A 23,302-nucleotide genomic window follows, 5' to 3' on the forward strand; every position below is an offset into this window, starting at 1 on the left:
GGGAATTCTACGCGAGCGGCGTTTCTTCTTCTTCGCCGTCGGTCCCGTCTTCCGCGGTGGTCAGCGGCGCCAGGGTGGCGAGGTACTTGCCGCGCAGCTCGACGTCGATCAGATCCACCTTGTCGACGCCCACCTGCACGCGCTCATGCGCATTCACACCCGCCGGCAGGGAGTGCAGCTTGAACACCAGCGGCACCTCTTCCAGGCGCAGGATGTTTTCGCGCAGCACCTTGGCCGGCGTTTCCTTCACCCCGGCCTGACGCAGCCAGCGCAGGCACCAGTAGCGCTCCATGCCGCGCTGGAACTCGTTGTAGGCGCTGTAGGTGGCGTCGAAATCGCTCATCGCGTGCGCCAGCTCGGCCGAGCCCGGTGCGAACGGGGCTGCTTCGCCACGCAGGTGGGCGATCAGCTGCCACTGGTTGCAGAGGTCGACATAGCGGCGCAGCGGGCTGGAGCTCCAGGCGTAGTTATCCACGCCCAGGCCTTCGTGCGGGCCGGCCGCCGTGCTCATGCGCACCCGGCCACCCGCCTGGATGCGGTAGATCGCCGGCAGGCCGGCTTCATGCAGCAGCTTGCCCCAGCTGGAGTTGGCCAGGATCATCAGCTCGGCGACCAGCTTGTCCAGCGGCGAGCCACGTTTGCGCTGCTCGATGGTGATGAAGCCCGGGCCATCCTGCGTCTCCTGCGACCAGTCGACGTAGTAGTTGAAGTCCATCTGATTCTGGTTGGCCGAGGGCTTGCCGCGCCCGGCCTCCAGCACCGTGGCGAACTCCCACAGGGTCTTCAGCTCAGTCATGTAAGGCGCATCCGGCAAGGCCTCGGCCTGCAGGCTGTCTTCGTTGAACACCGGTTCGATGTCGTGATGGCGCAGGTTGGCCGACACATGCACGCGCTCGATACGGCTCGCCATGCCGGCGATGCTGAAGTCGCGATTCACTTCGACGTAGAGCGACAGCGCGGGGCGGGCCTGGCCTTCTCCGAGGGTGTAAGCACTGACCACCTCATCCGGCAGCATGGTGATCTTGTTGCCGGGCATGTACACCGTGGACAGGCGCTTGCGGGCCACCGCGTCGATCGGGCAGCCGGGGCGGATGCCCAGGCCCGGCGCGGCAATGTGGATGCCCACTGTCCAGCCACCTTCGGCACGCGGCACCAGCGAAAAGGCGTCGTCGATCTCGGTGGTGGTGGCGTCGTCGATCGAGAAGGCCGAGGCCCGTGCCAGCGGCAGATCCTCCGGCAGGGGCGGGGCGGCCAGCGCCGGGAAGGCCGTGCCTTCCGGGAAATACTCGAACAGGAAGCGGCCCAGATGCAGTTCGTGGCTGCTCTTCAAGGCGCCGGCCTTGAGCAGCAGGCGCGGCGCGGACTGACCGCTCTCGTCCACCGCCGCTTCAAGCGCCTTGGTCTCCAGGCGGTTACGGTCCGGCTTGTAGAGCAAGGCCTGCAGCATGGCCGGAAATTCGGCGGGCAGCGTGCCGGCCATGAGTTCGGTCTTCATGCGCTCGACCTGCTCCTGTTGCAGGCGCTTTTTCTCGGCACCGGCCAGGGCGGCCGCGAGGATTTCGGGCGGCGCCTTGCGGAAGCGGCCCTTGCCCTTGCGATGGAAGTGGATCGGCGAAGCGAAGAGCTTCACCAGCACGGCGCTCGACTCGACCGCCGAGGGCGTGTGACCGAAATAATCGGCCGCGAACTCAGCAAAGGCGAACTCGTCGTCGCCACACATTTCCCACAGGAATTCGGTATCCATGTCGGCCGTGAGTACATCGGCCTGGGCCAGCAAATCAGCCGCAGAGGGGCTGGCAAAACGCAGCAGCACATTCGCCGCCTTGAGCTTCACACGCTTGCCCGTGGCGGTTTCCACCTGCAGGGAGGAATCGTTATCGGTGAGGATGGTGGCGGTCTTGAAAGACCCGTCCTCTTCAAACAGCACATTCATCAAATTCAGCCTGCGGGGGTTGCGACCGGCGATTATAGCGGGCGCCGCCCCGGAAGCTGCTCAAGCCGCACGGGCGCGGCGCAAGGCGTCCAGTGAAAACACCGCCAGCCCGGCCCAGATGAACATGAAGCTGATCAGCGCAACATGGCTGAAGGGCTCATGAAACAGGAACACCGCCTGGGCGAATTGCAGGCTGGGGCCCACATACTGGATGAAGCCCAGCGTGGTGTAGCGCAGGCGGCGCGCGCCCACGGTGTAGAGAAAAAGCGGCAATGCGGTGATCAGGCCGGTGCCGATCAGCGCCGCAATCGTGCCGGCACCGCTGAAATGGCTCTCGCCGCCGGCCTGCAGCCACAGCAGCCAGCCCAGCGCCACGGGTGCCGCCAGCAGGGTCTCGACAAACAGCCCGTCCAGGGCTCCGATCGGCGCGCGCTTGCGCAGCAGGCCGTAGAGCGAGAAGGTCACGGCCAGACTCAGCGACACCCAGGGCAGCGTACCCAGATGCCACACCCGCCACAGCACGCCGGCACAGGCCAGGGCCACCGCCAGTTTCTGCCAGGCATGCAGACGCTCACGCAGGAAGATCGCGGCCAGCAGCACATTGATCAGCGGCGCGATGAAGTAGCCAAGGCTGGCTTCCAGCACATGGTTGTTGACGATGGCCCACACGAAGAGCAGCCAGTTCACCGCTGTGAGGGTCGTGGTCAGCGCCAGCAGACCGATCAGGCGCGGCTCGCCCGCCAGCCGGCGCAACACCGTGAAGCCCCCCCGCCAGGCCATCACGCCAGTCAGCATCAGCAGCGACCAGACGACGCGGTGGGCCACCGTTTCAAGCGCTGGCACGCCGGTCAGCAGCTTCCAGTACAGCGGGGCCACGCCCCAGATCGAAAACGCCGTCAGCGCCGCCAGGAAACCGGCGCGCGTGCCTTGTTGTGCTGCGTTCATGCGGCCAGCCCAGCGCGCTCGATCACTGCATCGAGGTAATCATCCCAGCGCGTGAAGCTATGGTCGCCGCCGGGCAGCACGCTCTGGTGGCAGCCGGCGTAACGCTTGAGCGCATGGCGGTAGTCCAGCACCTCGTCGCCCTCCTCGGCCAGCAGCCAGAAATTCTCCGGCCGACTGATCCGCGCCACATCCAGCGCGGCGATCTGCGCGGCGTGTTCCGCCGTGAAGCTGAAGCGCTCACCGCTGTAGATCATCTGGTGCTCTCCGATGAACAGACTCTGGTCAAAGCCGGCATGGGGCACGAAGGGATTGATCACCACAGCCTGCAGCGCATGCTTCTCGGCCAGATGGGTTGCGTAGAAGCCACCCAGCGAACTGCCCGCCAGCAGTGGCGGCGTGGTGCAGCGCGCAAGCTGCGCCTCGGCCTGGGCAATCGCCTCGCAAGGCACCGGCGACAGCTGTTCGCACCACAGGTAATCGCCCAGGCCGCGCTGCGCCATGCGCAGGGCCAGCGCCTGCACCTTCTGGGATTGGGGGCCGGAACGGAAACCGTGGAGGTAAAGGATCATGGCAAGCGGCCAGAAATCGGCAAACCCGGATTCTGCCAGCCTGCGCCGCTCAGCGTGATGCATTGCAACAAAGAAAAAGGGCGCAGCCAAAGCTGCGCCCTCGCGACTACGGCAATAGCGAATCAGTAACCGGTGGTCACCCCGAGGCCGCTGGGTAGCTTGCCGGCCAGCTGCGCCGGGCTGTAAGCGCCCTGGGTGGTCCATGCCATCCAGTCCAGATTGCTGCGGAAGGCCACATTGCGGTTGTCACCGAACTGGACATAGTCCTGCCCCACCGCATAGGTGCGCTGCATGTTGGTGGTGCTCAGCGGGCCCAGCAAGGGGGTGGAGTCGCCATCCACATACACTGCCACGGTACCGGCGTAGGCGCTGGTCAGGGTCACCGCGATCTGGAAGATATGCGGCTGGGTCATGTCGATCTTCGCAACCACATCACTCCCACCCTGTTCGACAGTCTGCAGTCGCACATTGCTGCTGCTGGCGTCTCCGCGCAGCACCAGCACCACACGGCTGTCGGCAAAGGCCAGTTCGAACTCAGCCAGGCGGGTATTGACGTCATAGCTCACACCACTCACCGGCATCACGCGGGTCAGGAAAGTCATGTAACGCGGATAGCTGGGGCTCGCGTTGAGCGTGTTATTGCTGCGGATCAGGCTGCGGTTCAGCGGCACGGCTGACGAATCTAGGCTCAGCGTGCCACCACTGGCGCTCATGTAATCCATGAAATATGCGGTGCCACTGCTTGAGCTGGCCGCAGAGCTGCTCGTCGAACTCGTGCTGGAGCTCGAACTGGAGGCCGGCAACGAATCGGGGATCGATCCGCCGATCAGCACGAACTTGCTGCCACTCCCACTCCCGAGAACAAGCGCGCCGTCCGCAGTCGGATGCAGCGTTCCGTTGTAGCTGTTCCAGCTCACCGATGCCGGCACGCTCAGCGAAGAGCTGGAGGCGCTCGAAGCACGCGAGGAACTCGAAGCCGCAGTTGCACCGGTCGCAACACTGAAGCTCACCGCCACATCCCGCGACGACAGGGTGGCCCCGGCTGCGTTACGCAGGGCGACGTTCACGATGCTGCAGTAAAAACCCGCCGCCAGCGTGGAGGCATTGGCCGTCACCGTGGCATAGCCGCCGGCCAGATTGGGGGTGATCGTCAGCCAGGCATCGGTCTGGGTGATGTACACGGTGGTCGCTGCCGGATTGCTCACCGTCATCGTGACAGTCTACGAGGAAGCCAGGGGCGAGCCCGCCGTGCCAGTGAGGCTCACCGCCGTCGTGGACAAACTGAAATCGGCCGTAGCCGTACTGGTGCTGCCGGCGCAGGCCGCGGCAGACGAGCTGCTACCAGCCGCGGCGGCTGTTGCCGGCGCGCTCGCACCACCTCCCCCACCGCCACCACCACACGCAACCAATACCAGCGCCGTCAGCAGCGCGGCACACCCCGATCCGTACTTGAACATCTTTTCCCCCGTACAACTTGTTAAAAATTTTAAAGACGGGGGAGGCTAACAAAGAGACCGGGCTGAAGGCGACCAGTTTCTGGCGAAGCTTTCGCGGCATGTGATCCGGGCGTCGCGTCCGGGCAACACCCCTGCAGACGCCCCCGGCCTGGCCGGCCCAAGGCATGAAAAAGCCCGGTCACAGCCGGGCTTCTGAACAACAGAACTCAGGCATCAAACTCAGTCAGCCCAGTGCACCCAGCCCATCTGCCAGGTGAGGAGCACGATCAGGCCGAACACAATGCGGTACCAGGCGAAGACCTTGAAACTGTGGGTGGACACGAAACGGATCAGCCAGCGCACGCAGACAAAAGCCGAGATGAAGGAGAACAGCATGCCCACCGCCCACATGCCCACATCGTCAGCCGAGAGCAGGGCTCGCTCTTTATAGAGCTCGTACAGGCTGGCGATGCCCAGCGTGGGGATGGCGAGGAAAAAGGTGAACTCGGTGGCCGCGCGGCGCGAAAGGCCAAAGAGCATGCCGCCGATGATCGTCGCGCCGCTGCGCGAGGTGCCAGGGATCAGGGCGAAGCACTGGGCAATACCGACCTTCAGCGCGTCCAGCCAGTTCATGTCGTCCACCGCAGCGACGCGCTCGTGGTGATTCTTGCGCTCGGCCCACAGGATGATCAGGCCGCCGAGGATGAAGGTGGTGGCGACAACCGGCGCGTTGAAGAGGTGCAGCTTGAGCCATTTGCCGCACACCAGACCGATCGCTGCGAGCGGCACGAAGGCAATCGCCACATTCACCAGCAGGCGCAACGAAGCGGCCTCGTGCATGGCACTTGCCACGGCATGGCCAAGGCGCTGGCGATATTCCCAAACCACTGCGAGGATCGCTGCTGACTGGATGACGATCATGAACAGCTTGGCTTTGTCGCCGCTGAAATCAATCAGCGCACTGGTCAGGATCAGGTGGCCGGTGGAGGAGATCGGCAGGAATTCGGTGAGGCCTTCGACGATGCCGAGAATGGCGGCCTTGAGCAGCAGGATGAGGTCCATGAAAATGCGCCGTGCTGGGGGAAACCCGGATTATACGGGCGCACTGCGGCGAGGCCGCGCCATGATGCATGCCGGCGTGATGAACTTGGCCTCGGGGCACATCAGGGCTACAGCCCGCGCGTGGCGTACGCCTGCAGAATTCGATCGCGACAGACGGCGGCGACGCGCGATGCGATCAGCGCGTGGCCTGCTCCAGCGCGCCGATCCAGTGCATCGCCTGCTCGCGCGAATCGCCACACATTTCCGCCGAAGGCTGCAGCCCGCCACACACGGCCGGGCGACCGGGCATGCCGAAGATCTTGCAGCGCAAGGCTGCATCGAGCTGGATGCAGGGCACCCCGGCCGGCTTGCCTTGCGGCATGCCGGGGATGGGGCTGGAGATCGAGGGCGCGATGCAGCAGGCGGCGCAACCAGAGCGACAGTTCATACGGACGGGAAGCAGGAGACGAAGCCCCGAGCATCGCAGCGATGGGCCGCGTCGTCGAGGGCTTCTCAGCCTCGCAGGGGGCACAGCCCGCGCAACAGGGCCGGTCGCCAGGCGAGCGTCAGGGCCACCGTCAGGGCACTGGCAGCAAGCAACATCAGCCACACCAGCAGCGCCATCGAAGGCCGGTCAGCCAGCAGGCAGGCAGCGGCCGCGAGGGCCAGGGCGCAGGCGCCCGTGCCACGCAGCAAAAGGCGTACACCAGCCGCCCGGGCCGCCGGCTGCAGCATGACCTGCTCCCAATGCACAGCCATCGCCAGGGCCAGCCAGGCCATGCCGGCCAGACTCAGCAGACTGGCAAGCAAGAGCCAAATAGCTTCAGGCATGAACCACCTCCGTCTCCGGCGCAGCACTCGGGCTGAGCAGCGCGTGCTGCTCACGCCGCGCCAGCCGGCGCGCCGCCAGGGTGGCGAGGCCGGCGGCGGCCAGCAGGCTCAGATCCACGCCGGCCACGGCCCAGTACGGTTCGAGGATGATCGTCTGCAGCAGGTGGTCGCCGGTGCTCAGCCAGTTCAGCAGCACCGCCGCCAGCGCCAGCGCGGCGATGGCCCAGCACTGCTCGCGCCAGGCCGGATTGATGCGTGCCTGCGCCACGGGAGCGCCGCGCAGGGCGGCATGCACGAAGGCCAGCAACCACAGACCCCAGAAAATCTGCTGCTCCCACTCCCCCTTGCCGCTGAGCCCGGAGGGCAGCAGGCGATTGGCCACCAGCATGCCGACCGCCGCGATCACCATACCGGTGACGCAGCCTACGGCCAGGGCATCCACTATGCGGGCGCCCTGACTGCCGGCTGCGGCGTGTTGCCGCTTGCGCTTTTCGACGAAGAAGATGAAGCCGGTGGCGATGCAGGCACAGCCGAGCAGACCACCCAGCACGTAGAGCCAGCGCAACAGCCAGTGCTCGAAATGCTGAAGGTGCAGGCCGGTGAGGAATTCGTTGAGCGCCGGCACGGCCGCGCGCGGCGGCTCCTCGCGCAGCACTTCGCCGCTGCTGGCCTTGAAGTGGATGGCTTCGCCGACCAGGGCCACGCGGTCGCTGCCGGCGCGATAGATGCTCACATAGCCGTTGGCGTCACCCAGGTGATGCAGTTGCAGGAAGCCCACTTCGCCGGCCATGTCGCGCGCGGCCCAGCGCCGCTTGGCCTCCGCCATCATGGCGTCGACCGAAGCCAGCGGCGCCGGGATGCCGGCACGCTGATGCGGCAGGCCGGTTTCGCGCGCCTCGATGATCTCGTGCTGATCGTGCAGGGGCTTGAGCTGGAACTGCGACACCGGAAAGTAGTAGAAGCCTGCAAAGATCAGCAGGCCGGTGAAGGCAAAGAAGAAGTGGAAGGGCAGCGCCACCACGCCGGTGAGGTTGTGTAGATCAAGCAGGCTGCGCTGGGGCTGTTTCTGCGGGCGGAAGGTGAAGAACTCGCGGAAGAACTTGCGGTGCATGATCACGCCGCTCACCAGGGCGACGAGCATCACCAGGCCGGCGAGGCCCACGGTGAAGATGCCCATGTTCTGCCACGGCCAGTTCAGGCTGTAGTGCATGGGGTAGAACCACTGGCTGCCGATCTTGAGCTGGTCCGAAGGCACGGCCGCGCCGCTGCGCGGATCGATCGTGGCGTTGGCGTGGATATGGTTTTCCAGGCCCGGATCTTTCGGCTGCGGCACGCGGAAGCCGGCGCCAATGGCCAGCACCGGATCACGGTGGGTGGTGTAGGCCCAGTACTCGTCAGGCGGCAGTTCCTGGCGCGGGGTTTGCGGGCCTTTGGCCGCATCGTGCAGCGCCGGCATGTTGAGGGCATAGTCGGCGGGGTCCGCTTCGAGTCGCGCGAAGGCCGGCAGCAAGACCTTGTCGAAGGAAGGCATGGGCTGCGGTGCGAAACGCGTTTCGGGCAGCGCCCAGCGGTCGATCTCGCGGTCGAACACCGACAGCGCACCGAAGAAGAAACAGGCCATCAGCACATAGCCCAGCGCAAGGCCGAACCAGGTATGCAGCCAGGCCATGGATTGGCGAAAACTCGTGAACATGACGGCGCCCTCAGGACAGGATCGCGCGCTGCAGCAGCAGGGCCGCAGCGTTGAAGAGCAGGGCACCGCCGACCAGCACCGCACACACCCGCAACACGCTGCGCGCAGCGAAAGACCACAGGAAGACGCCGGCAAAAACCAGCAGGCCCAGCATCAGCAGAGCCGTCTCGGCATCATGAAAGGGCGCGCCGAGGGCCACCAGGGCCGCCGTGCCGCAGGCCACGAAGCCCCAGGAAAAAGCCCAGCTCCCGGGGATGGCAGCGAGGATGCGCAGGGCAATGCCGAGTTGCTGCAGGGGTCGCGAATGCGTGCGTGTCATGTCTTTGGGCTAAGCCTGTTGGGTGAAGCAGGTCCGGCAGGTCCGGTCTGGATGGCGTACGCCGGACCGGCATCAAACTGCCGGTCCGGGCTCAAAGCTCAAAGCTTGTAATCAAGCGTGAGGTAAGCACTGCGTGGCTCGCCATAGACCGCGCCATAGGCAATCCCGGTGACGTACTTCTGGTTGAACAGGTTGTTGACGTTGAGCCGGGCCGACATCTCCGGGGTGATCTGATAGCGGGCGAAGGCATCGGACACGGAATAAGCGTCCTGGCGGGCGCCGCCGTTCTTCCTCACGTCGGAATTCCAGCGTGTGGAGAGGCCCAGACGCAACGCGGGCAAGCCAGGGATGGCGCTGTCGAAGCGCGCCTTCACCTGCGTGCGCGGCACCCATTCATAGATGTCATTGCCATCCGGCCCTGTCAGCTTGATGCGGGTGAAACCCAGGGCCAGGTTCGCGTCGCGACCGATCTTGCCGGTGGCCTCAAGCTCAAAGCCGGTGGATTTCACATCCTTGGGCACGTAGGCGTACTGACCCGCGCTGGTCATACCGTCATAGGTAGCCAGGCCTTCCTGCTTGGCGCTGAACACGGCGACAGTGGTCAGCAGGCGCTTATCGAGCCAGTCGGCCTTCAGGCCGGCTTCGCGGTTGACGCCCTTCATCGGGTCCAGATAGGCCCCGCTGTAGTCGGTCTGGTCCTGATTCTGGAAGATCTCGGAATAGGAGAGGTAACCCAGCAAGTTGCGTGTGATGTCGTAGGTCAGGCCGTAATAGGGGCTGGACTTACGGGTGTCGGGATATTCGGTGGTGGTGGTGACCGAGCCGTAGCGCGAGCTGCCTTCACGCTCGAGCTTCACGGAGTTCAGACCCACGATCGCACGCAGCTCATCAGTCAGCGCCAGACGGGTCGCGCCATAGAGACGGGTCAGGGTCTGCTTGCCCCCGGAGGCCGGTGTGCGTGCGCCCCAGTTCGGCTCCGGATAGACGTTGCCGCCGTAGGGGAAGGCCGGCAAGGCCTGCAGCATGTAACTGGAATCAAAACCGTAGGTATCGGTGTCAGTTTCCTCGATGGAGTGACTCAGGCCGGTGATCAGCTCGTGCTTGCGGCCGAACAGGTTGAAGTTGCCGCTCAGGTTGAGGTCGAAGAGATCGCTGTCAGTCGTCGTGAAGCTGCCATAGGGCCAGCCGACCAGGCCGGTGTTGTCATTGTTGAGCGCCCCCGAAAGCGAGTAGGCGTAGAGCAGGCGCGTTTCTTCCTCGGCGTGGCGCTTGTTGTAGGTGAACTTGCCTTCCCAGTTATCGCTCAGATAGTGGGTGTATTCAGCGAAGGCGGTTGTCGATTTGGTGTTCCAGTAGGTCCAGTCCTGCGAGGTGGACGCACTGGTATCGAAGCTGGCCTGGCTACCGTCCGCGTAGTTGAGCGTCAGCGAGCCCCACATCGGTGACTTCTGGCGATGATCCTGGTCCGTCACGCCCACCGTCAGCACACCGTTGCTGCCGATCTGGCTGTCGATCACGCCGTACAGCGTGGTGTCGCGATCGTTCAGGCTGCGGATCCAGGAGTCCTTGTCCTGATGGATCAGCACGACACGGCCAGCCACCGTACCGTCTTCGGTCAGCACCTTGTTGTAATCGAGCGCAACGCGCTTCTTGTCGTAGGAGCCGCCTTCCAGCACCACCTGGCCCTCGTCCTTGTTGGTGGGGCGCTTGCGCACGTAGTTGACCGTGCCGGAGGCGTTGCCCACCCCGGTCAGCAGGCCATTGGCGCCGCGGATGACCTCAATCTTGTCGAACAGGAAGGTGTCTTGCTGGCCCACGACCGTGCCCCAGCTGTTGGTCATGCCCAGACCATCCATCTGGGTGAGCTGGATCTCGAAGCCGCGCGATTCAAAGGTCGCCCGGTTGGTCTCGTACTGCTCCACATTGATGCCGGTGACCATCTGCAGCGCCTGATTGCTGCCGGTCACGCCGTAGTTCTGCATGTCGACTGAGTCAAAGGTGCTGATGCTCTGCGGCGTTTCCTTGACCTCCATCGGCAGACCGGTCGCGCCCTTGGAGACGCGATTGGCGCGCAGACTGCTCACCACGACCGCGGCCAGTTCCTTGTCAGCGCCGGCCGTGCGCGGCGGGGCCTTCTTCACCAGCACCGCGCTGCCGTCCACGCTGGCTTCGAGATCACTTCCGACGAGCAGGCGATCGAGCGCCTGACGCGGTGTGAGCTGGCCGGATACGGCCGGTGCCGTCTTGCCGGCCACCAGTTCGGCCGGGAAGCTCAGCTGCAGGTTGGCCTGCCGCGCCAGCTCGTTGAGCGCATGGCCCAGTGGCTGGGCCGGGATGTTGATGCTCAGCGCGGCAGCCGCCGGGGTGCCACTCTGAGCATGGGCCGGCGCCGTGGCCGCCAGGGTCAGGCTGAGGGCGACAGCCAGGGCCAAGGGCGCCGGGGTGAAGCGTTTCTTGTGGTGCAGCGCTGCGCACATGGGGGAACTCCTGAATCGGTCGTTGATTGCCGGACCGCAGCTCGCCGCTGCGGATCCTCCTGCCGATGAAGACGCACCACCCCCAGCGAATCCTCATGTTGCAAATGAGAATTCTTCAAAGTTTTTTTTGCCGCTACCTTGCCACCACCTCCGTGAGCGCGCCGCGCGATTCCAGCCGCACGGGCAGAAGCTGCGGCAAGGCCCGGGCGAACTGCTGGAACTGGCGCAAGGTGTAGCTGCCGCCCACCGGCAGCGCCGCCACGGCCGGATCACGCACCACCAGGCCGGTATGGCCATAGCGCTCGAACTCAGCGATGGCATCGGCCAGCGGCGTCTGGTCAAAACTCACCCGCCCCTCACGCCAGGGGGCCACGGCGGTGGGTGGCAGTGCGGCGGGCGCACTGAGCTGGCCGCGGCCATCTGCCACCACACGCTGGCCGGCATGCAACTCCACGCTCGCCAGGCGGGCATCAACGGTGGCGGGCGCCACCCGCACCCGTCCCTCCTCTACTTCCACTACCGTCTGGCCGGCATCACGGCCACTCTGGCTGTGGCGCACTGAAAAACGGGTGCCCACCACGGTGACGCGCACCCCTCCGGCCCACACATGGAAAGGGCGTTGCGCGTCCGGATGCACGACGAACATGACCTGACCTTCCTGCAGGTGCACTTCGCGACGGTCGCGGAACAAGCGCACCTCGGCCCGGCTGGCCGTATCAAGCTGCAGCGTGCTGCCCTGGCTGGCCGCATCCGGCAGGGTCACGCTGAGCTGCTGCCCGCGCTCGGTGGCATAGGCCTGCACGAAGCCCGGTTGCAACTGCCACTGCTGCCAGCCCAGCCAGGCACCTGCCACCACGACACAGGCCAGCGCCGCCGCCATGGCCTGCGGCAACCAGCCGCCCTGCAGCCATGCCCTCCAGCCGCTGCGAGCCGGCGGGCGCGGTAAGGCAGGCGGCCAGGCCGGGGCCGGAGCCTGCGGCGGAACGCCTGCAGCCCGCTCACCCAGGCCGGCCCTGAGGGACGCCAGATGCTCGTCGGGCAGATGCCGCAGCTCATCGAATGTGTGCTCCATGTCCTCAAGGGCCGCACCATGGCGCGGATCCGCCTTCAGCCAGTCCGCCAGTTCAGCCTCACCCGCTGTGTCCAGACCATTGCGCCGGCGCAGCGCCCAGGTCGCCGCCTCGATGTCGAGCGGATCCTGATCCTGAGCAAAGGCGTCGAAGTCGCGCGCATCCTCTTCGGGATCCGGGGAGGCGGCGGGGGCGTGGTCGTGTGGGCGCGAGTTCATGGGCAGGGGGCGGAAGACATGTTCTTGTTCTGCAGACGCATGAGGGTGGGCATTTCCTCACCCCTGCGACAGACGGGCGTACTTTTGGGCGGACTATAGCCGAGCTCAGACGCAGCCGGAGCCCGCCCCACGCAGCTGCCGCTCACACAGCTTGCAGGCCACCATTGCGCGCACCATATGCTTCTCCACCATGCTGACCGAAACCCCCATGTGCTGTGCAATCTGCGCATGGCTGAGGCCTTCCAGGGTGGACAGCACGAAGGCTTCACGGCAACGCGGCGGCAGCGCCTCGATGGTGGCCACATAGGCACGGATGATCTGCTGCGAGGCCAGCACCTCTTCGGGTTGCAGATGGCGTGGCGCCGGCGGATGAAGCTCTTCGGGCAAGGCATCGAGGGGCTCGTGCCGGCGCACCGCATCGCGCCGATGGAGATCGACAATCAGATTGCGGGCCGTGCGATAGAGCAGGGCCCGCACATCCAGGATGGCCTGGCCGCTGCCCTGCACCGACAGCACCCGCAGGAAACTCTCCTGCGCAAGATCAGCCGCCGTATCGCGATCGCTCACCTGGCGATTCAGGAAATTCAGCAGCTCGCGGTGATAACGCTCCAGCACGACAGAATCCACGAATGAGTTGAAACAGCTTGAAGCTGTTCATGATTTCTTAACAAGAACCATTCTCATTTAACCACAGAGTCGCACACTTGTGTCGGCCTCGCCGCGACGAGACGCGCACCGCCGCCAGCGGCGCTGACGCGCTTGATACGAGTCAATTACAGCCGGGGGCGGCAATTCCCATACTCAGACCACACTCAGAGAATGGATAAAACAATGAGCTCCCCTGATTTCGTGACCTATCTCACCACCGATCACCGCCATTGCGACGAGCAGCTCGGCGCGCTGCGCCGCAGCGCCATCGGCGGCGACTGGCAGGCCGCCAACGCCGCTTTCGAAGCCCTGCGCCATGACATCCTGGCCCACTTCGCCGCCGAGGAGGAAGTGCTCTTCCCGGCCTTCGAAGCCAGCTCCGGCATGACATGCGGGCCCACTGCCGTCATGCGCATGGAGCACGAGGAAGCGCGCGAACTGCTGCTTGATCTGGCCGAATCCATCGCCTCACAGGAGACGGACGGCGTGCGCGGCTACGGCGAAGCCCTGCTGATCCTGCTGCAGCAACACAACATGAAGGAGGAAAACATCCTCTACCCGATGGCGCAGCAAGGCCTTGGGACGGGCGTCGATGAGCTCAGCGCACAGATCGTGCTGCGCCGGGAGGCCTGATGGAAACACTGGATGTGCGCGGCCTGCCGCCACCCGAACCCTTCGAACGAATCATGGCCGCACTGGATGTGCTGCCGGCCGGCGAAGCGCTGGAAGTGCTCATCCACCGCGAGCCCTTCCCGCTTTACGACTGGCTGCGCGAGCGCGGCTGGACATGGACGGCTAAGCGCGAGGATTTTTCGGGTTACGAGCAGTTCCGCCTGCACATCGCGGCGGCGGGACAAACCTCGTAGGTGCGACTTCAGTCGCACACCCCGCGTGGCAGGCCGGCTGAAGTCGCCCCTACGAAAACAAGTCTCTGACCCGGCCACAAGCACCCCGACCGAAACCTTCGCGGCCAGTTCCGCTTGTACACGCCCATGCAACTCGTCTCCACCGAAGCCTCGCCTGCGCCTGATCTTTCCTTCGCCCACTTTCTGGCCGGCCTGGCCGGCATGGGCGCGGCGGGAATCCTGCTGGCCTGGCAGCCTGAAGCGCTGCTCACGCGCTGGCATCCGGCCGCGCTGGCCGCCGTGCATCTGTTCGCCCTGGCCGGCCTGATGCCGGTGATGCTGGGAGCGCTCCTGCAGTTCGTGCCGGTAGCCTGCGGCCTGGCCCTGCCGCGCTGGCCACGGCTGGACTGGCTGATCCTGTTCGCGCTGCTGGCAGGGGCCTACGCGCTCGCCGGCGGCTTCCTCTTCGCCGACCCGGCCTGGCTGCTCACAGCCGGCCTGCTGCTGGCCGCGAGCCTGCTGAGTTTTCTGGCCAAGCTGCTTCGCGCGCTGTGGCAGCAAAAGCTGCAAGCCACCCTGCCCGCCGCCCTGCGCCGCAATGCCCTGGCCTTTGCCGCCACCGTACTGCTGGGCCTCACACTGATTGGCGTGATGCGTTTCGGCTGGGCACTGCCCTTCCTGCAACTCGTTGACTGGCACGCGCAGTGGGGGCTGATCGGCTGGGTCGGCGGGTTGATCATCAGCGTAAGCAGCGTGGTGGTGCCGATGTTCCATGTCAGCGCGCCCTATCCCAGGCACTGGGAGCTGGCTACGCGTGGCCTGCCACTGCTGCTGCTCGCCGGTGGCCTCGCCAGCCTGGCCGGCTGGAGCACGCTGGCACAACTCTGTACGGCCTTGCTGGCCGTTCTGTGCCTGGCTTTCGGCCTGCTCACCGGGCTGCGCGTGGTGGAAGCGCGGCGCGGCGAGCGCGATGCCTTCCACTGGGGCTGGCTGGCGGTCGCTGCATTGAGCAGCGGGCTGGCCTTGCTGGGCCTGCTCGCCAGCCTGGCGTCGGACCCGCACTGGGGCGTAGCCTTCGGCGTGTTGGCACTGACCGGACTGGGGGGTGGCACGATCAGCGTGATGCTCTACCGCATCGTGCCCTTCCTGATCTGGCTGCACTGGCAGCGCGCCAACAAGGCCCGCGCGCGTCTGCCCCTGCTGCACCAGATCGTGCCTGAGCGCGCCCAGCGTGCGCAGTTGCTGGCCGATTTCGGCGCCAGCCTGGTGCTCACGACGGCCGCCTTCGTTCCCGTGCTGGTCCTGCCCGGTGCGGCCCTGCTCGCGGCGAGCAAGCTCGTCCAGCTGAGCTTGCTGGCTCGCGCGATGCACGCCTACCGCCAGCGCCTCGCCCTGCTTCACACCCTGCCACCTCGCGTTCGCCCGGCCACGGGTAATCCCTGAGTCTCGCAAAGTCTTGCAGAGCAAGGGCTCTGGCCATTCTTGACACGAATCAAGGAGGCCGCCCCGGCGAAACGACTCCAATCACCCTGATGGCACCAGTGCGGGGCATTTCCCTTTTGGGCGAAATGACGCACCACAGCAGTGCATTTTTACCAGACTGCTTTGATAGCCCACCGGGATTGGAGAACCACATGAAGATCGTAAGTCTGCTGGTCAGGGTCAGGCCGGAACAGGCCGCCGAAGTCGCCGCCCGCCTCGTCGGCATTGCCGGCGTAAGCCTGCACGGCACGACACCGGATGGGGGCCGCCTGGTGGTAATGCTGGAAGACGGCGAAGGCTATGCCGTCACCGATTCGATTCTCGCCGTGTCCGTCGCCAGCGGCGTGCTGGGCACCACGCTGGCCTACGAATACACCGACGAAGAAGTCACCCCAGACGAACTGGCAGCAGCCATGGCCAGTTCCAAGAAAAGACACGTACAGGAGATGCAGGCATGACCACAAGACAATCGCAGGACCGGTCCAAGATTGACTTGACCCCCGCGGGGGGTGACCCGGCGGCTAGCCGGGTCGGGGGCGGTGCAACGCTCAGTCGTCGCGATTTCATCAAGACCCAGGCGCTGGCCGCTGCCACCGCAACCGCCGTGGGCAGCCCGCTGGTGCATGCCGCCACGGCCGCAGCCACCCCCAGCGAAGTGCGCTGGGACAAGGCCGCCTGCCGCTTCTGCGGTACCGGCTGCTCGGTGCTGGTGGGCGTGCAGAACGGCAAGATCGTAGCGACCCAGGGCGACCCGGACGCGCCGGTCAACCGGGGGCTCAACTGCATCAAGGGCTACTTCCTGTCCAAGATCATGTACGGCGCCGATCGCCTGACCCAGCCGCTGCTGCGCATGAAGAACGGCCAGTACGCCAAGGACGGCGAATTCGCGCCGATCAGCTGGGACAAGGCTTTCGACATCATGGCCGAGAAATGGAAGGCTGCGATCAAGGAAAGCGGCCCGAATTCCATCGCCATGTTCGGCTCAGGCCAATGGACGATCTGGGAAGGCTATGCCGCCAGCAAGCTCTACAAGGCCGGTTTTCGCACCAACAACCTGGACCCGAATGCGCGCCACTGTATGGCCAGCGCCGTCACCGGCTTCATGCGCACCTTCGGCATTGATGAGCCAATGGGCTGCTACGACGATATCGAGCAGACCGATGCCTTCGTGCTGTGGGGCTCCAACATGGCCGAGATGCACCCGATCCTGTGGAGCCGCATCACGGATCGCCGGCTATCCCACGATCAATGCCAGGTGCACGTGCTATCCACCTTTGAGCATCGCTCCTTCGACCTGGCCGACAACGGCATGGTCTTCGTGCCCAACACCGATCTGGCGATCCTGAACTACATCTGCAACTACATCATCCAGAACAAGAAGGTGAATCTGGATTTCGTGAAGAAGCATGTGAACTTCAAGAAAGGCGAGACCGACATCGGTTTCGGCCTGCGCCCCGGCCACGATCTGGAAAAGAACGCCACCAACAACGGCTACCCGGGGGCAGACGGCAAACCCAAGGGCGACGTGGGCAAAGCCGAAGCGATCAGCTTCGAAGAGTTCGCCAAGTTCGTCTCCGAATACACAGTGGAGAAGGTCAGCAAACTCTCCGGCGTGCCGGCCGCCAAGCTGCAGAAAATGGCCGAGCTGTATGCCGACCCGAAAAAGAAGGTGATCTCCTTCTGGACCATGGGTTTCAACCAGCACACCCGCGGCACCTGGGTGAACAACATGATCTACAACGTCCACCTGCTGGTGGGCAAGATCAGCGAGCCCGGTAACAGCCCCTTCTCGCTCACCGGCCAACCCAGCGCCTGTGGCACCGCACGCGAAGTCGGCACCTTTGCCCACCGCCTGCCGGCGGACATGGTCGTCACCAACCCCGAGCACCGCAAGCACGCCGAAGAGATCTGGCAGCTGCCCGACGGCACCATTTCCGACAAGGTCGGCCTGCACGCCGTGGCCCAGAGCCGCGCCCTGAAGGATGGCAAGGTCAAGTGCTACTGGACCAGCACCACCAACAACATGCAGGCCGGGCCGAACATCAATGGCGAGGTCTACCCGGGCTGGCGCAATCCGGCCGCCTTCGTGGTGGTCTCGGATGTATATCCCACGGTGTCCGCACTGGCCGCCGACCTGATTCTGCCCAGCGCGATGTGGACCGAGAAGGAAGGTGCGTTCGGCAACGCCGAGCGGCGCACCCAGTTCTGGCGCCAGCAGGTCAAGGCGCCGGGCGACGCGCGCTCGGATCTGTGGCAGTACATCGAGTTCTCCAAGCGCTTCAAGGTCGAGGAAGTGTGGCCGGCCGAGCTGATCGCCAAGAAGCCGGAACTGAAGGGCAAGACCCTGTATGACGTGCTTTACGCCAACAAGGTGGTCAACAAATTCCCGCTCAGCGAAGTCGAGAAGGTGAATGCCCACGCCATTACCGGCTACATGAACGACGAGTCGAAAATCTTCGGCTTCTATCTGCAGAAAGGCCTGTTCGAGGAGTACGCGAAGTTCGGCCGCGGCCATGGTCATGATCTCGCCGATTTCGACATGTATCACAAGGCGCGTGGCCTACGCTGGCCGGTGGTGGATGGCAAGGAAACCCTGTGGCGCTTCCGCGAAGGCTTCGATCCCTATGTGAAGAAGGGCGAAGGTGTGAAGTTCTACGGCCACAAGGATGGCAAGGCCGTCATCTTCGCGCTGCCCTATGTGAATCCACCGGAAATGCCGGACAAGGATTTCGACCTGTGGCTATGCACCGGCCGCGTGCTGGAGCACTGGCACACCGGCTCGATGACGCGCCGGGTGCCCGAGCTGCACAAGGCGGTGCCGGAAGCGGTGATCTTCATGCACCCGGACGACGCAACGAAGCGCAAGCTGCAGCGCGGCATGCTGGTCAAGGTCGCCTCGCGGCGCGGCGAAATCACCGCGCGCATCGAAACGCACGGTCGCAACAAGCCGCCGGTGGGCCTGATCTTCATCCCCTTCTTCGATGAAGGCCGGCTGGTGAACAAGCTCACGCTGGATGCCACCTGCCCGATCTCGAAAGAGACGGACTTCAAGAAGTGCGCGGTGAAAGTGACCCGCGCCTGAATGCGCTGATCCCGGCCGGGTCCGGGATCACGCCTGAACCTTGACTCCGCCCCTCATGAGCGAGCCCACCAAGCCAGCCAACGCCAGCCCGCGCCGCCGTTTCCTCAAGGAAATGGCCGGTGCGGCCGGGGGCGCCTGCCTGCTCGCCATGGGCGTCACGCTCTATTCGAAACAGGCGGGAGCGCGGCCCGCGCAAGCCATCCGCCCGCCCGGAGCGCTGGCTGAAAACGATTTTCTGGGCGCCTGCATCCGCTGCGGCCTGTGCGTGCGCGATTGTCCTTACGACACGCTCAAGCTCGCCACGCCCGGTGATGGCGTAGTCAGTGGCACGCCCTATTTCACGGCTCGCGACATCCCCTGCGAGATGTGCGAGGACATCCCTTGCGTGAAGGCCTGCCCCAGCGGCGCGCTCGATCACGCGCTCAGCGACATCCGCGAGGCCGAGATGGGCATTGCGGTGCTGATCGACCAGGAGAACTGCCTCAACTTCCTCGGCCTGCGCTGCGACGTGTGCTACCGCGTCTGCCCGGTCATCGACAAGGCGATCACCCTGGAGATGCGGCGCAACCCGCGTGAAGAGCGCGAAGGCCCGGCCGCCACCCGCCACGCCATGCTGATACCCACCGTGCATGCCGACGCCTGCACCGGCTGCGGCAAGTGCGAGAAGAGCTGCATCCTTCCTGAAGCCGCCATCAAGGTGCTGCCCGCCCGCCTGGCTCAAGGCAAGGCTGCCGAGCATTACCGGCGTGGCTGGGAAGAGAAGGACAAGGCCGGTGGCTCACTGATCAGCGAGCAGCTGAAGCTGCCCGTACGCGGCCTCGACGCGCAATCGGCGCCGGGAGGCCAGCCATGAGCGCGCAGCGCCCCGGCCTCGAAGCCATCGCCGACAAGGGCTGGTTCGCCGCCCACAAATGGCTGCTGCTGCGCCGCGCGTCGCAGTTGCTGATCCTCGCCGCCTTCCTCGCCGGACCGTGGTTCGGCGGATGGCTCGTGAAGGGCAACCTCGCCTCCAGCCTGACCCTGGATGTGCTGCCGCTGACCGATCCTTTCCTGTTCCTGCAGATGCTGGCCACCCGCCACTGGCCTGAGATGAGTGCGCTCATCGGCGTGGCCATCGTGCTCGGTTTCTACCTGTTGGTGGGCGGCCGGGTGTTCTGCTCCTGGGTCTGCCCGATGAATGTGGTGACGGATAGCGCCGGCTGGCTGCGCCGCCGCCTGGGCCTCAAAGGCGGGCGCACGCCGCACGACGCCACCCGCCTGTGGCTGCTCGGCTTTGTGCTGCTGGCGGCCGCGCTGACCGGCTCGCTGGTGTGGGAATGGGTGAATCCTGTATCGATGCTGCAGCGCGGCCTGATCTTCGGCTTCGGTGCCGCCTGGGTCTTCGTGGCCGGCGTGTTTCTCTACGACCTGCTGCTGGCCGGACGCGGCTGGTGTGGCCATGTCTGTCCGATGGGCGCCCTCTACGGCCTGATCGGCAAGACAGCCCTGCTCCGCGTTTCCGCTCATGGCCGCAGCGCCTGCAACGACTGCATGGACTGCTTCGCCGTATGCCCTGAACCCCAGGTGATCCGGCCGGCCCTCAAGCCACGCGATGCGGCCGCCAGCCCCCTGATTCTGGATGGTGACTGCACGAACTGCGGTCGCTGTATCGACGTATGCAGTCAAGAGGTCTTCCGATTCGGCAGCCGATTCAACAGGAGCAAAAAATGAAAAAACTGATACTGATCCTCACCGCCTGCCTGATGCTGGCCCCGGCCTACGCCCAGAAAGCCGAACCCGTGCCTGATCCGCTTGCCGGCGTGAAGGCTTTCGGCATGCGCGGCGTACCGATCGACGGCCCGGAAGCCGCGTCGGACAACTTCCGCAACGAGCGCGACCAGCCGCCACTGCCGCGGGATTTCGTGCAACAGCCGCCGCTGATCCCGCACACCGTGAAGGGCTACAACATCACCAAGAACTTCAACAAGTGCATGGATTGTCACGCCTGGAACCGTACCAAGGACACCGGCGCCACCAAGGTCAGCGTGACTCACTTCAAGACCCGCGAAGGCACCGAACTCTCCAACATCTCCCCGCGCCGCTACTTCTGCACCCAGTGCCATGTACCGCAGACCGATGCCAAGCCGCTGGTGGCGAACAAGTTCCAGCCGGCGGCCGGCATGCGCTAAGCGGGTATCCGCCGACTACGCACGCCAATCTCGTGACTCCGATGCTCGCCGTACCACTCGTACGACTTCGCCTCTCTTCACGACCTTGACGCGCTCGCTATGGCGGCTCCTCCGCTTAGTCCCAGAACTCGATCTTCACAGGACAAAAACATGACAAGCGAAAACACCACCTGCAACGGGATCAAAGCGAAGCTGTGCGCCCTGCTCAAGAAAAAATGGTTCATCGGCCTCGGCGGGCTCACCGTGGCCTTCGCCGCCGGCATCATCTTCTGGGGCGGCTTCAACACTGCGATGGAGCTGACCAACCGCGAACAGTTCTGCATCGGATGCCACGAGATGCAGGAAAACGTCTATCAGGAATACCGCAACACCATCCACCACTCCAACCGCACCGGCGTACGCGCCACCTGTCCGGACTGCCATGTGCCCAAGGAGTGGGTGCCCAAGGTGATCCGCAAGATCCAGGCTTCGAAAGAAGTGTGGGGCAAACTCACCGGCAGCATCAGCACCCCCGAGAAGTTCCAGGCCGAACGCCTGCGCCTGGCGCAGAACGAATGGCGGCGCATGAAGGCCAACAACTCACAGGAGTGCCGCAACTGCCACAACTACGATTCGATGGACTACGCCGAGCAGAACCGCCGCGGCGCGGCCATGCACCAGAAGGGTTTTGCCGACGGCATGACCTGCATCGACTGCCACAAGGGCATTGCCCACAACCTGCCGCCGATCGAACAGCACATCGGCGCCGAGCGTGATGCCGTGCCGCCGGAAGTGATGCACCCGTCTGTCGCGCCCAAACCTGAGGCGGCCGCTTCTCCGGCGAACTGAAACCGCCCCGCCAGAAAGCACAAGGCCCCGGTTTACGGGGCCTTGTGCATGAAAGCCTGCGCAGGATTCAGAGCGGCCGATCGCTCGGCAGGGCAAAGTAGAACCACTCGTTGCCGGGCAGGGACTTCGGGTTCGGAAAGACGATGAAGCCGGTGCCCTGCGCACGTACCTCCGTGCCATCGTGGCGGATGCCGATCACCTCGCTCGCCTCGACCGGGTCGAAGCTCTTCCATTCCTTCACGAAACGGTCGTCCGGGTGCATGCGGTCGATCACATCCACCAGACGCAGCAGTTCCGGCGCCGGGTGCGGCGCCGGAACGGGCGCGTCGATCAGCCCCAGCAAGGCCAGCGTATTGCGGATCGCCTTATAGGCCACTTCCGGTGCCGCCGGATCTTCATGCTGACCGCATTCCAGCGTGATCGCGTAGCCCGCCTTGGAGCGCATGTATTCGGTGGTGCCCACGCCATAGCTCGGATCCGTGCTGAGCATCTGCGCGCGCAGGCTGGCGTCCGGGTAGGCGAGACGGCGGGCCACGCCACGCGCATAAGTGTCCAGCCAGCCTTCGACGATGCGGCGCACGCCCAGGCGCACGGCCAGCGCCTGCTCCTGCGCAGCATGGCTGAATGGCTCCAGGGAGCCGGAATTGTCCTGCGGGCCAAGCATCGCAAAAGGCTCACCGCCGGTGTGGAAGGAATGCAGATCGAGCAGCGCGTCATGCGCCTCGAGCAGGGGGCACAGCGCATTGGCGATGTGATCCTCGAAGTCGACCGGCTCGGCGGTGGGGCGCAGGTTGCGGTTGAGATTGCGGTCGCCCATGCGCTGCTTGAGGTGGTAGGCCAGCGGATTGGTGATCGGCACGAATGTCAGGGTGCCGCACTTGAGGCTCATCGCACCGGAATCGAACTCGGCAATCAGGCGCTCGATGGCACGCGAGCCGCACACCTCGTTGCCATGCACGGCGCCCAGCACCAGCAGCTTCGGGCCTGGTTCAAGGCCGGCAAAGCTATGCACGCGCAAGGCGGTGGTGGAAGGCTGGGTGTGGACGGGGTGACTCATGGGGAACTCCGGATGAAGATCGATTCAGCGGGCACGTATTGTCGCAGGAAGCCATGTGCAGCGGGCTATCAGCATCATCACCCCGGCCAGATCGGGCTCGCGGCATAATGCCCCTGCCCCCCACACAGGAACACTTTCCATGAACGACCTGACCCGTACCCCGCGCGGCAGCCTGCAACTGCGCACCCTGGCCATGCCGGCCGACACCAACCCTAGCGGCGACATCTTCGGCGGCTGGCTCATGTCACAGATGGACTTGGGTGGCGCCATCCTGGCCAAGGAGCTGTCACGCGGCCGGATCGTCACGGTGGCCGTCGATGCGATGAGCTTCCACCGCCCGGTCGCAGTGGGCGATGTGGTCTGCGTGTATGGCGAATGTGCGCACGTCGGCCGTACCTCGCTGAAGGTGAAAGTGGAGGTATGGGTCAAGAAAGTGACCGGCGAACAGATCGGCGAGCGCTTCTGCGTCACCGAAGCCACCTTCAGCTACGTCGCGATCGGCGCCGACAAGCGCCCACGTGTGATCCCGCGCGAACACAACCCGGAGCTGGAAGCGGCCATCGCGGCCATAGCCGCCGCCTGAGGTCGGCCGCCCACCCGCCAGATGCGCGAACCTCCGGGCCGTCCGCCTTGAGGCGGTCGGGGGCGACTGCTATAGCA

General features: G+C 65.0%; 24 protein-coding genes. 10 read left to right on the forward strand and 14 right to left on the reverse strand.

Features of this window, described 5'->3' with window-relative positions:
* Window positions 1–7: 7 nt before the first annotated feature.
* The 13 genes from Q3Y64_RS08645 to Q3Y64_RS08705 form a co-directional block, all read right to left on the reverse strand.
* Window positions 8–1,933, reverse strand: a complete 1,926-nt coding sequence (locus Q3Y64_RS08645; protein WP_303561001.1) for a ribonuclease catalytic domain-containing protein — start codon at window positions 1,931–1,933, stop codon at window positions 8–10.
* Between the two features lie 60 nt (window positions 1,934–1,993).
* Entirely contained in the window at window positions 1,994–2,878 is an 885-nt protein-coding gene (gene rarD / locus Q3Y64_RS08650; protein ID WP_303561003.1) for an EamA family transporter RarD, read from the reverse strand.
* On the reverse strand, window positions 2,875–3,447 hold the full coding sequence (locus Q3Y64_RS08655) for a YqiA/YcfP family alpha/beta fold hydrolase (protein ID WP_101942249.1): 573 nt from the start codon (window positions 3,445–3,447) through the stop codon (window positions 2,875–2,877). Before Q3Y64_RS08655 ends, rarD begins: the two co-directional genes overlap by 4 nt.
* A 122-nt stretch (window positions 3,448–3,569) precedes the next feature.
* On the reverse strand, window positions 3,570–4,658 hold the full coding sequence (locus tag Q3Y64_RS08660) for a hypothetical protein (protein WP_303561007.1): 1,089 nt from the start codon (window positions 4,656–4,658) through the stop codon (window positions 3,570–3,572).
* Between the two features lie 9 nt (window positions 4,659–4,667).
* Window positions 4,668–4,904: a hypothetical protein gene (locus tag Q3Y64_RS08665; protein ID WP_303561009.1), complete on the reverse strand. Its 237-nt coding sequence runs from the start codon at window positions 4,902–4,904 to the stop codon at window positions 4,668–4,670.
* 219 nt (window positions 4,905–5,123) lie between these two features.
* A complete protein-coding gene (locus Q3Y64_RS08670; protein ID WP_303561012.1) occupies window positions 5,124–5,945 on the reverse strand; it encodes an undecaprenyl-diphosphate phosphatase in 822 nt (273 codons plus the stop codon).
* A 175-nt stretch (window positions 5,946–6,120) separates the two neighbouring features.
* The gene (locus tag Q3Y64_RS08675; RefSeq protein WP_101942174.1) at window positions 6,121–6,372 is read right to left on the reverse strand and encodes a YkgJ family cysteine cluster protein; all 252 of its coding nucleotides are present in this window, start codon (window positions 6,370–6,372) and stop codon (window positions 6,121–6,123) included.
* A 65-nt stretch (window positions 6,373–6,437) separates the two neighbouring features.
* On the reverse strand, window positions 6,438–6,755 hold the full coding sequence (locus Q3Y64_RS08680) for a DUF3325 family protein (protein WP_303561014.1): 318 nt from the start codon (window positions 6,753–6,755) through the stop codon (window positions 6,438–6,440).
* Window positions 6,748–8,448 (reverse strand): PepSY domain-containing protein, encoded by a 1,701-nt coding sequence (locus Q3Y64_RS08685; RefSeq protein ID WP_303561016.1) that lies wholly within the window; start codon window positions 8,446–8,448, stop codon window positions 6,748–6,750. The genes Q3Y64_RS08680 and Q3Y64_RS08685 overlap by 8 nt, the downstream gene beginning before the upstream one ends.
* 10 nt (window positions 8,449–8,458) lie before the next feature.
* A complete protein-coding gene (locus tag Q3Y64_RS08690) occupies window positions 8,459–8,767 on the reverse strand; it encodes an iron uptake protein (protein WP_303561019.1) in 309 nt (102 codons plus the stop codon).
* A gap of 98 nt (window positions 8,768–8,865) precedes the next feature.
* The gene (locus Q3Y64_RS08695) at window positions 8,866–11,244 is read right to left on the reverse strand and encodes a TonB-dependent receptor (RefSeq protein ID WP_303561021.1); all 2,379 of its coding nucleotides are present in this window, start codon (window positions 11,242–11,244) and stop codon (window positions 8,866–8,868) included.
* 133 nt (window positions 11,245–11,377) lie between these two features.
* The gene (locus Q3Y64_RS08700) at window positions 11,378–12,532 is read right to left on the reverse strand and encodes a FecR domain-containing protein (RefSeq protein ID WP_303561022.1); all 1,155 of its coding nucleotides are present in this window, start codon (window positions 12,530–12,532) and stop codon (window positions 11,378–11,380) included.
* A gap of 105 nt (window positions 12,533–12,637) precedes the next feature.
* Complete coding sequence (locus Q3Y64_RS08705; RefSeq protein WP_303561024.1) at window positions 12,638–13,159, reverse strand: sigma-70 family RNA polymerase sigma factor; 522 nt, start codon at window positions 13,157–13,159, stop codon at window positions 12,638–12,640.
* A gap of 204 nt (window positions 13,160–13,363) precedes the next feature.
* On the opposite strand from Q3Y64_RS08705, the gene Q3Y64_RS08710 reads away from it, so the two are divergent.
* The 9 genes from Q3Y64_RS08710 to Q3Y64_RS08750 all read left to right on the forward strand — a co-directional run bounded on the left by Q3Y64_RS08710 (window position 13,364) and on the right by Q3Y64_RS08750 (window position 21,585).
* Complete coding sequence (locus tag Q3Y64_RS08710) at window positions 13,364–13,813, forward strand: hemerythrin domain-containing protein (RefSeq protein ID WP_303561026.1); 450 nt, start codon at window positions 13,364–13,366, stop codon at window positions 13,811–13,813.
* Window positions 13,813–14,046: a DUF2249 domain-containing protein gene (locus Q3Y64_RS08715; RefSeq protein WP_303561028.1), complete on the forward strand. Its 234-nt coding sequence runs from the start codon at window positions 13,813–13,815 to the stop codon at window positions 14,044–14,046. The genes Q3Y64_RS08710 and Q3Y64_RS08715 overlap by 1 nt, the downstream gene beginning before the upstream one ends.
* A 126-nt stretch (window positions 14,047–14,172) precedes the next feature.
* Entirely contained in the window at window positions 14,173–15,468 is a 1,296-nt protein-coding gene (locus tag Q3Y64_RS08720) for a hypothetical protein (RefSeq protein WP_303561030.1), read from the forward strand.
* A 191-nt stretch (window positions 15,469–15,659) separates the two neighbouring features.
* Window positions 15,660–15,965, forward strand: coding sequence for a chaperone NapD (locus Q3Y64_RS08725; RefSeq protein WP_170019451.1), 306 nt, complete (start codon window positions 15,660–15,662; stop codon window positions 15,963–15,965).
* Window positions 15,962–18,589, forward strand: coding sequence for a nitrate reductase catalytic subunit NapA (napA, locus tag Q3Y64_RS08730; protein WP_101942185.1), 2,628 nt, complete (start codon window positions 15,962–15,964; stop codon window positions 18,587–18,589). Before Q3Y64_RS08725 ends, napA begins: the two co-directional genes overlap by 4 nt.
* 55 nt (window positions 18,590–18,644) lie before the next feature.
* Window positions 18,645–19,442, forward strand: a complete 798-nt coding sequence (napG, locus tag Q3Y64_RS08735; RefSeq protein ID WP_303561035.1) for a ferredoxin-type protein NapG — start codon at window positions 18,645–18,647, stop codon at window positions 19,440–19,442.
* Window positions 19,439–20,299, forward strand: a complete 861-nt coding sequence (napH, locus tag Q3Y64_RS08740; protein ID WP_303561038.1) for a quinol dehydrogenase ferredoxin subunit NapH — start codon at window positions 19,439–19,441, stop codon at window positions 20,297–20,299. The genes napG and napH overlap by 4 nt, the downstream gene beginning before the upstream one ends.
* Window positions 20,296–20,757 (forward strand): nitrate reductase cytochrome c-type subunit, encoded by a 462-nt coding sequence (locus Q3Y64_RS08745; protein ID WP_101942188.1) that lies wholly within the window; start codon window positions 20,296–20,298, stop codon window positions 20,755–20,757. The genes napH and Q3Y64_RS08745 overlap by 4 nt, the downstream gene beginning before the upstream one ends.
* Window positions 20,758–20,907: 150 nt before the next feature.
* Window positions 20,908–21,585, forward strand: coding sequence for a NapC/NirT family cytochrome c (locus Q3Y64_RS08750; RefSeq protein WP_303561042.1), 678 nt, complete (start codon window positions 20,908–20,910; stop codon window positions 21,583–21,585).
* Window positions 21,586–21,652: 67 nt separating this feature from the next.
* Here Q3Y64_RS08750 and Q3Y64_RS08755 read toward each other — a convergent pair whose 3' ends face one another.
* A complete protein-coding gene (locus Q3Y64_RS08755) occupies window positions 21,653–22,642 on the reverse strand; it encodes a succinylglutamate desuccinylase/aspartoacylase family protein (protein ID WP_303561045.1) in 990 nt (329 codons plus the stop codon).
* A 139-nt stretch (window positions 22,643–22,781) separates the two neighbouring features.
* Between Q3Y64_RS08755 and yciA the strand changes: the two genes are divergently transcribed.
* Entirely contained in the window at window positions 22,782–23,225 is a 444-nt protein-coding gene (gene yciA / locus Q3Y64_RS08760; RefSeq protein ID WP_101942191.1) for an acyl-CoA thioester hydrolase YciA, read from the forward strand.
* Window positions 23,226–23,302: the final 77 nt, after the last annotated feature.

The organism is Uliginosibacterium sp. 31-12, assembly GCF_030548425.1.
Taxonomy (GTDB): Bacteria; Pseudomonadota; Gammaproteobacteria; order Burkholderiales; family Rhodocyclaceae; genus Uliginosibacterium; species Uliginosibacterium aquaticum.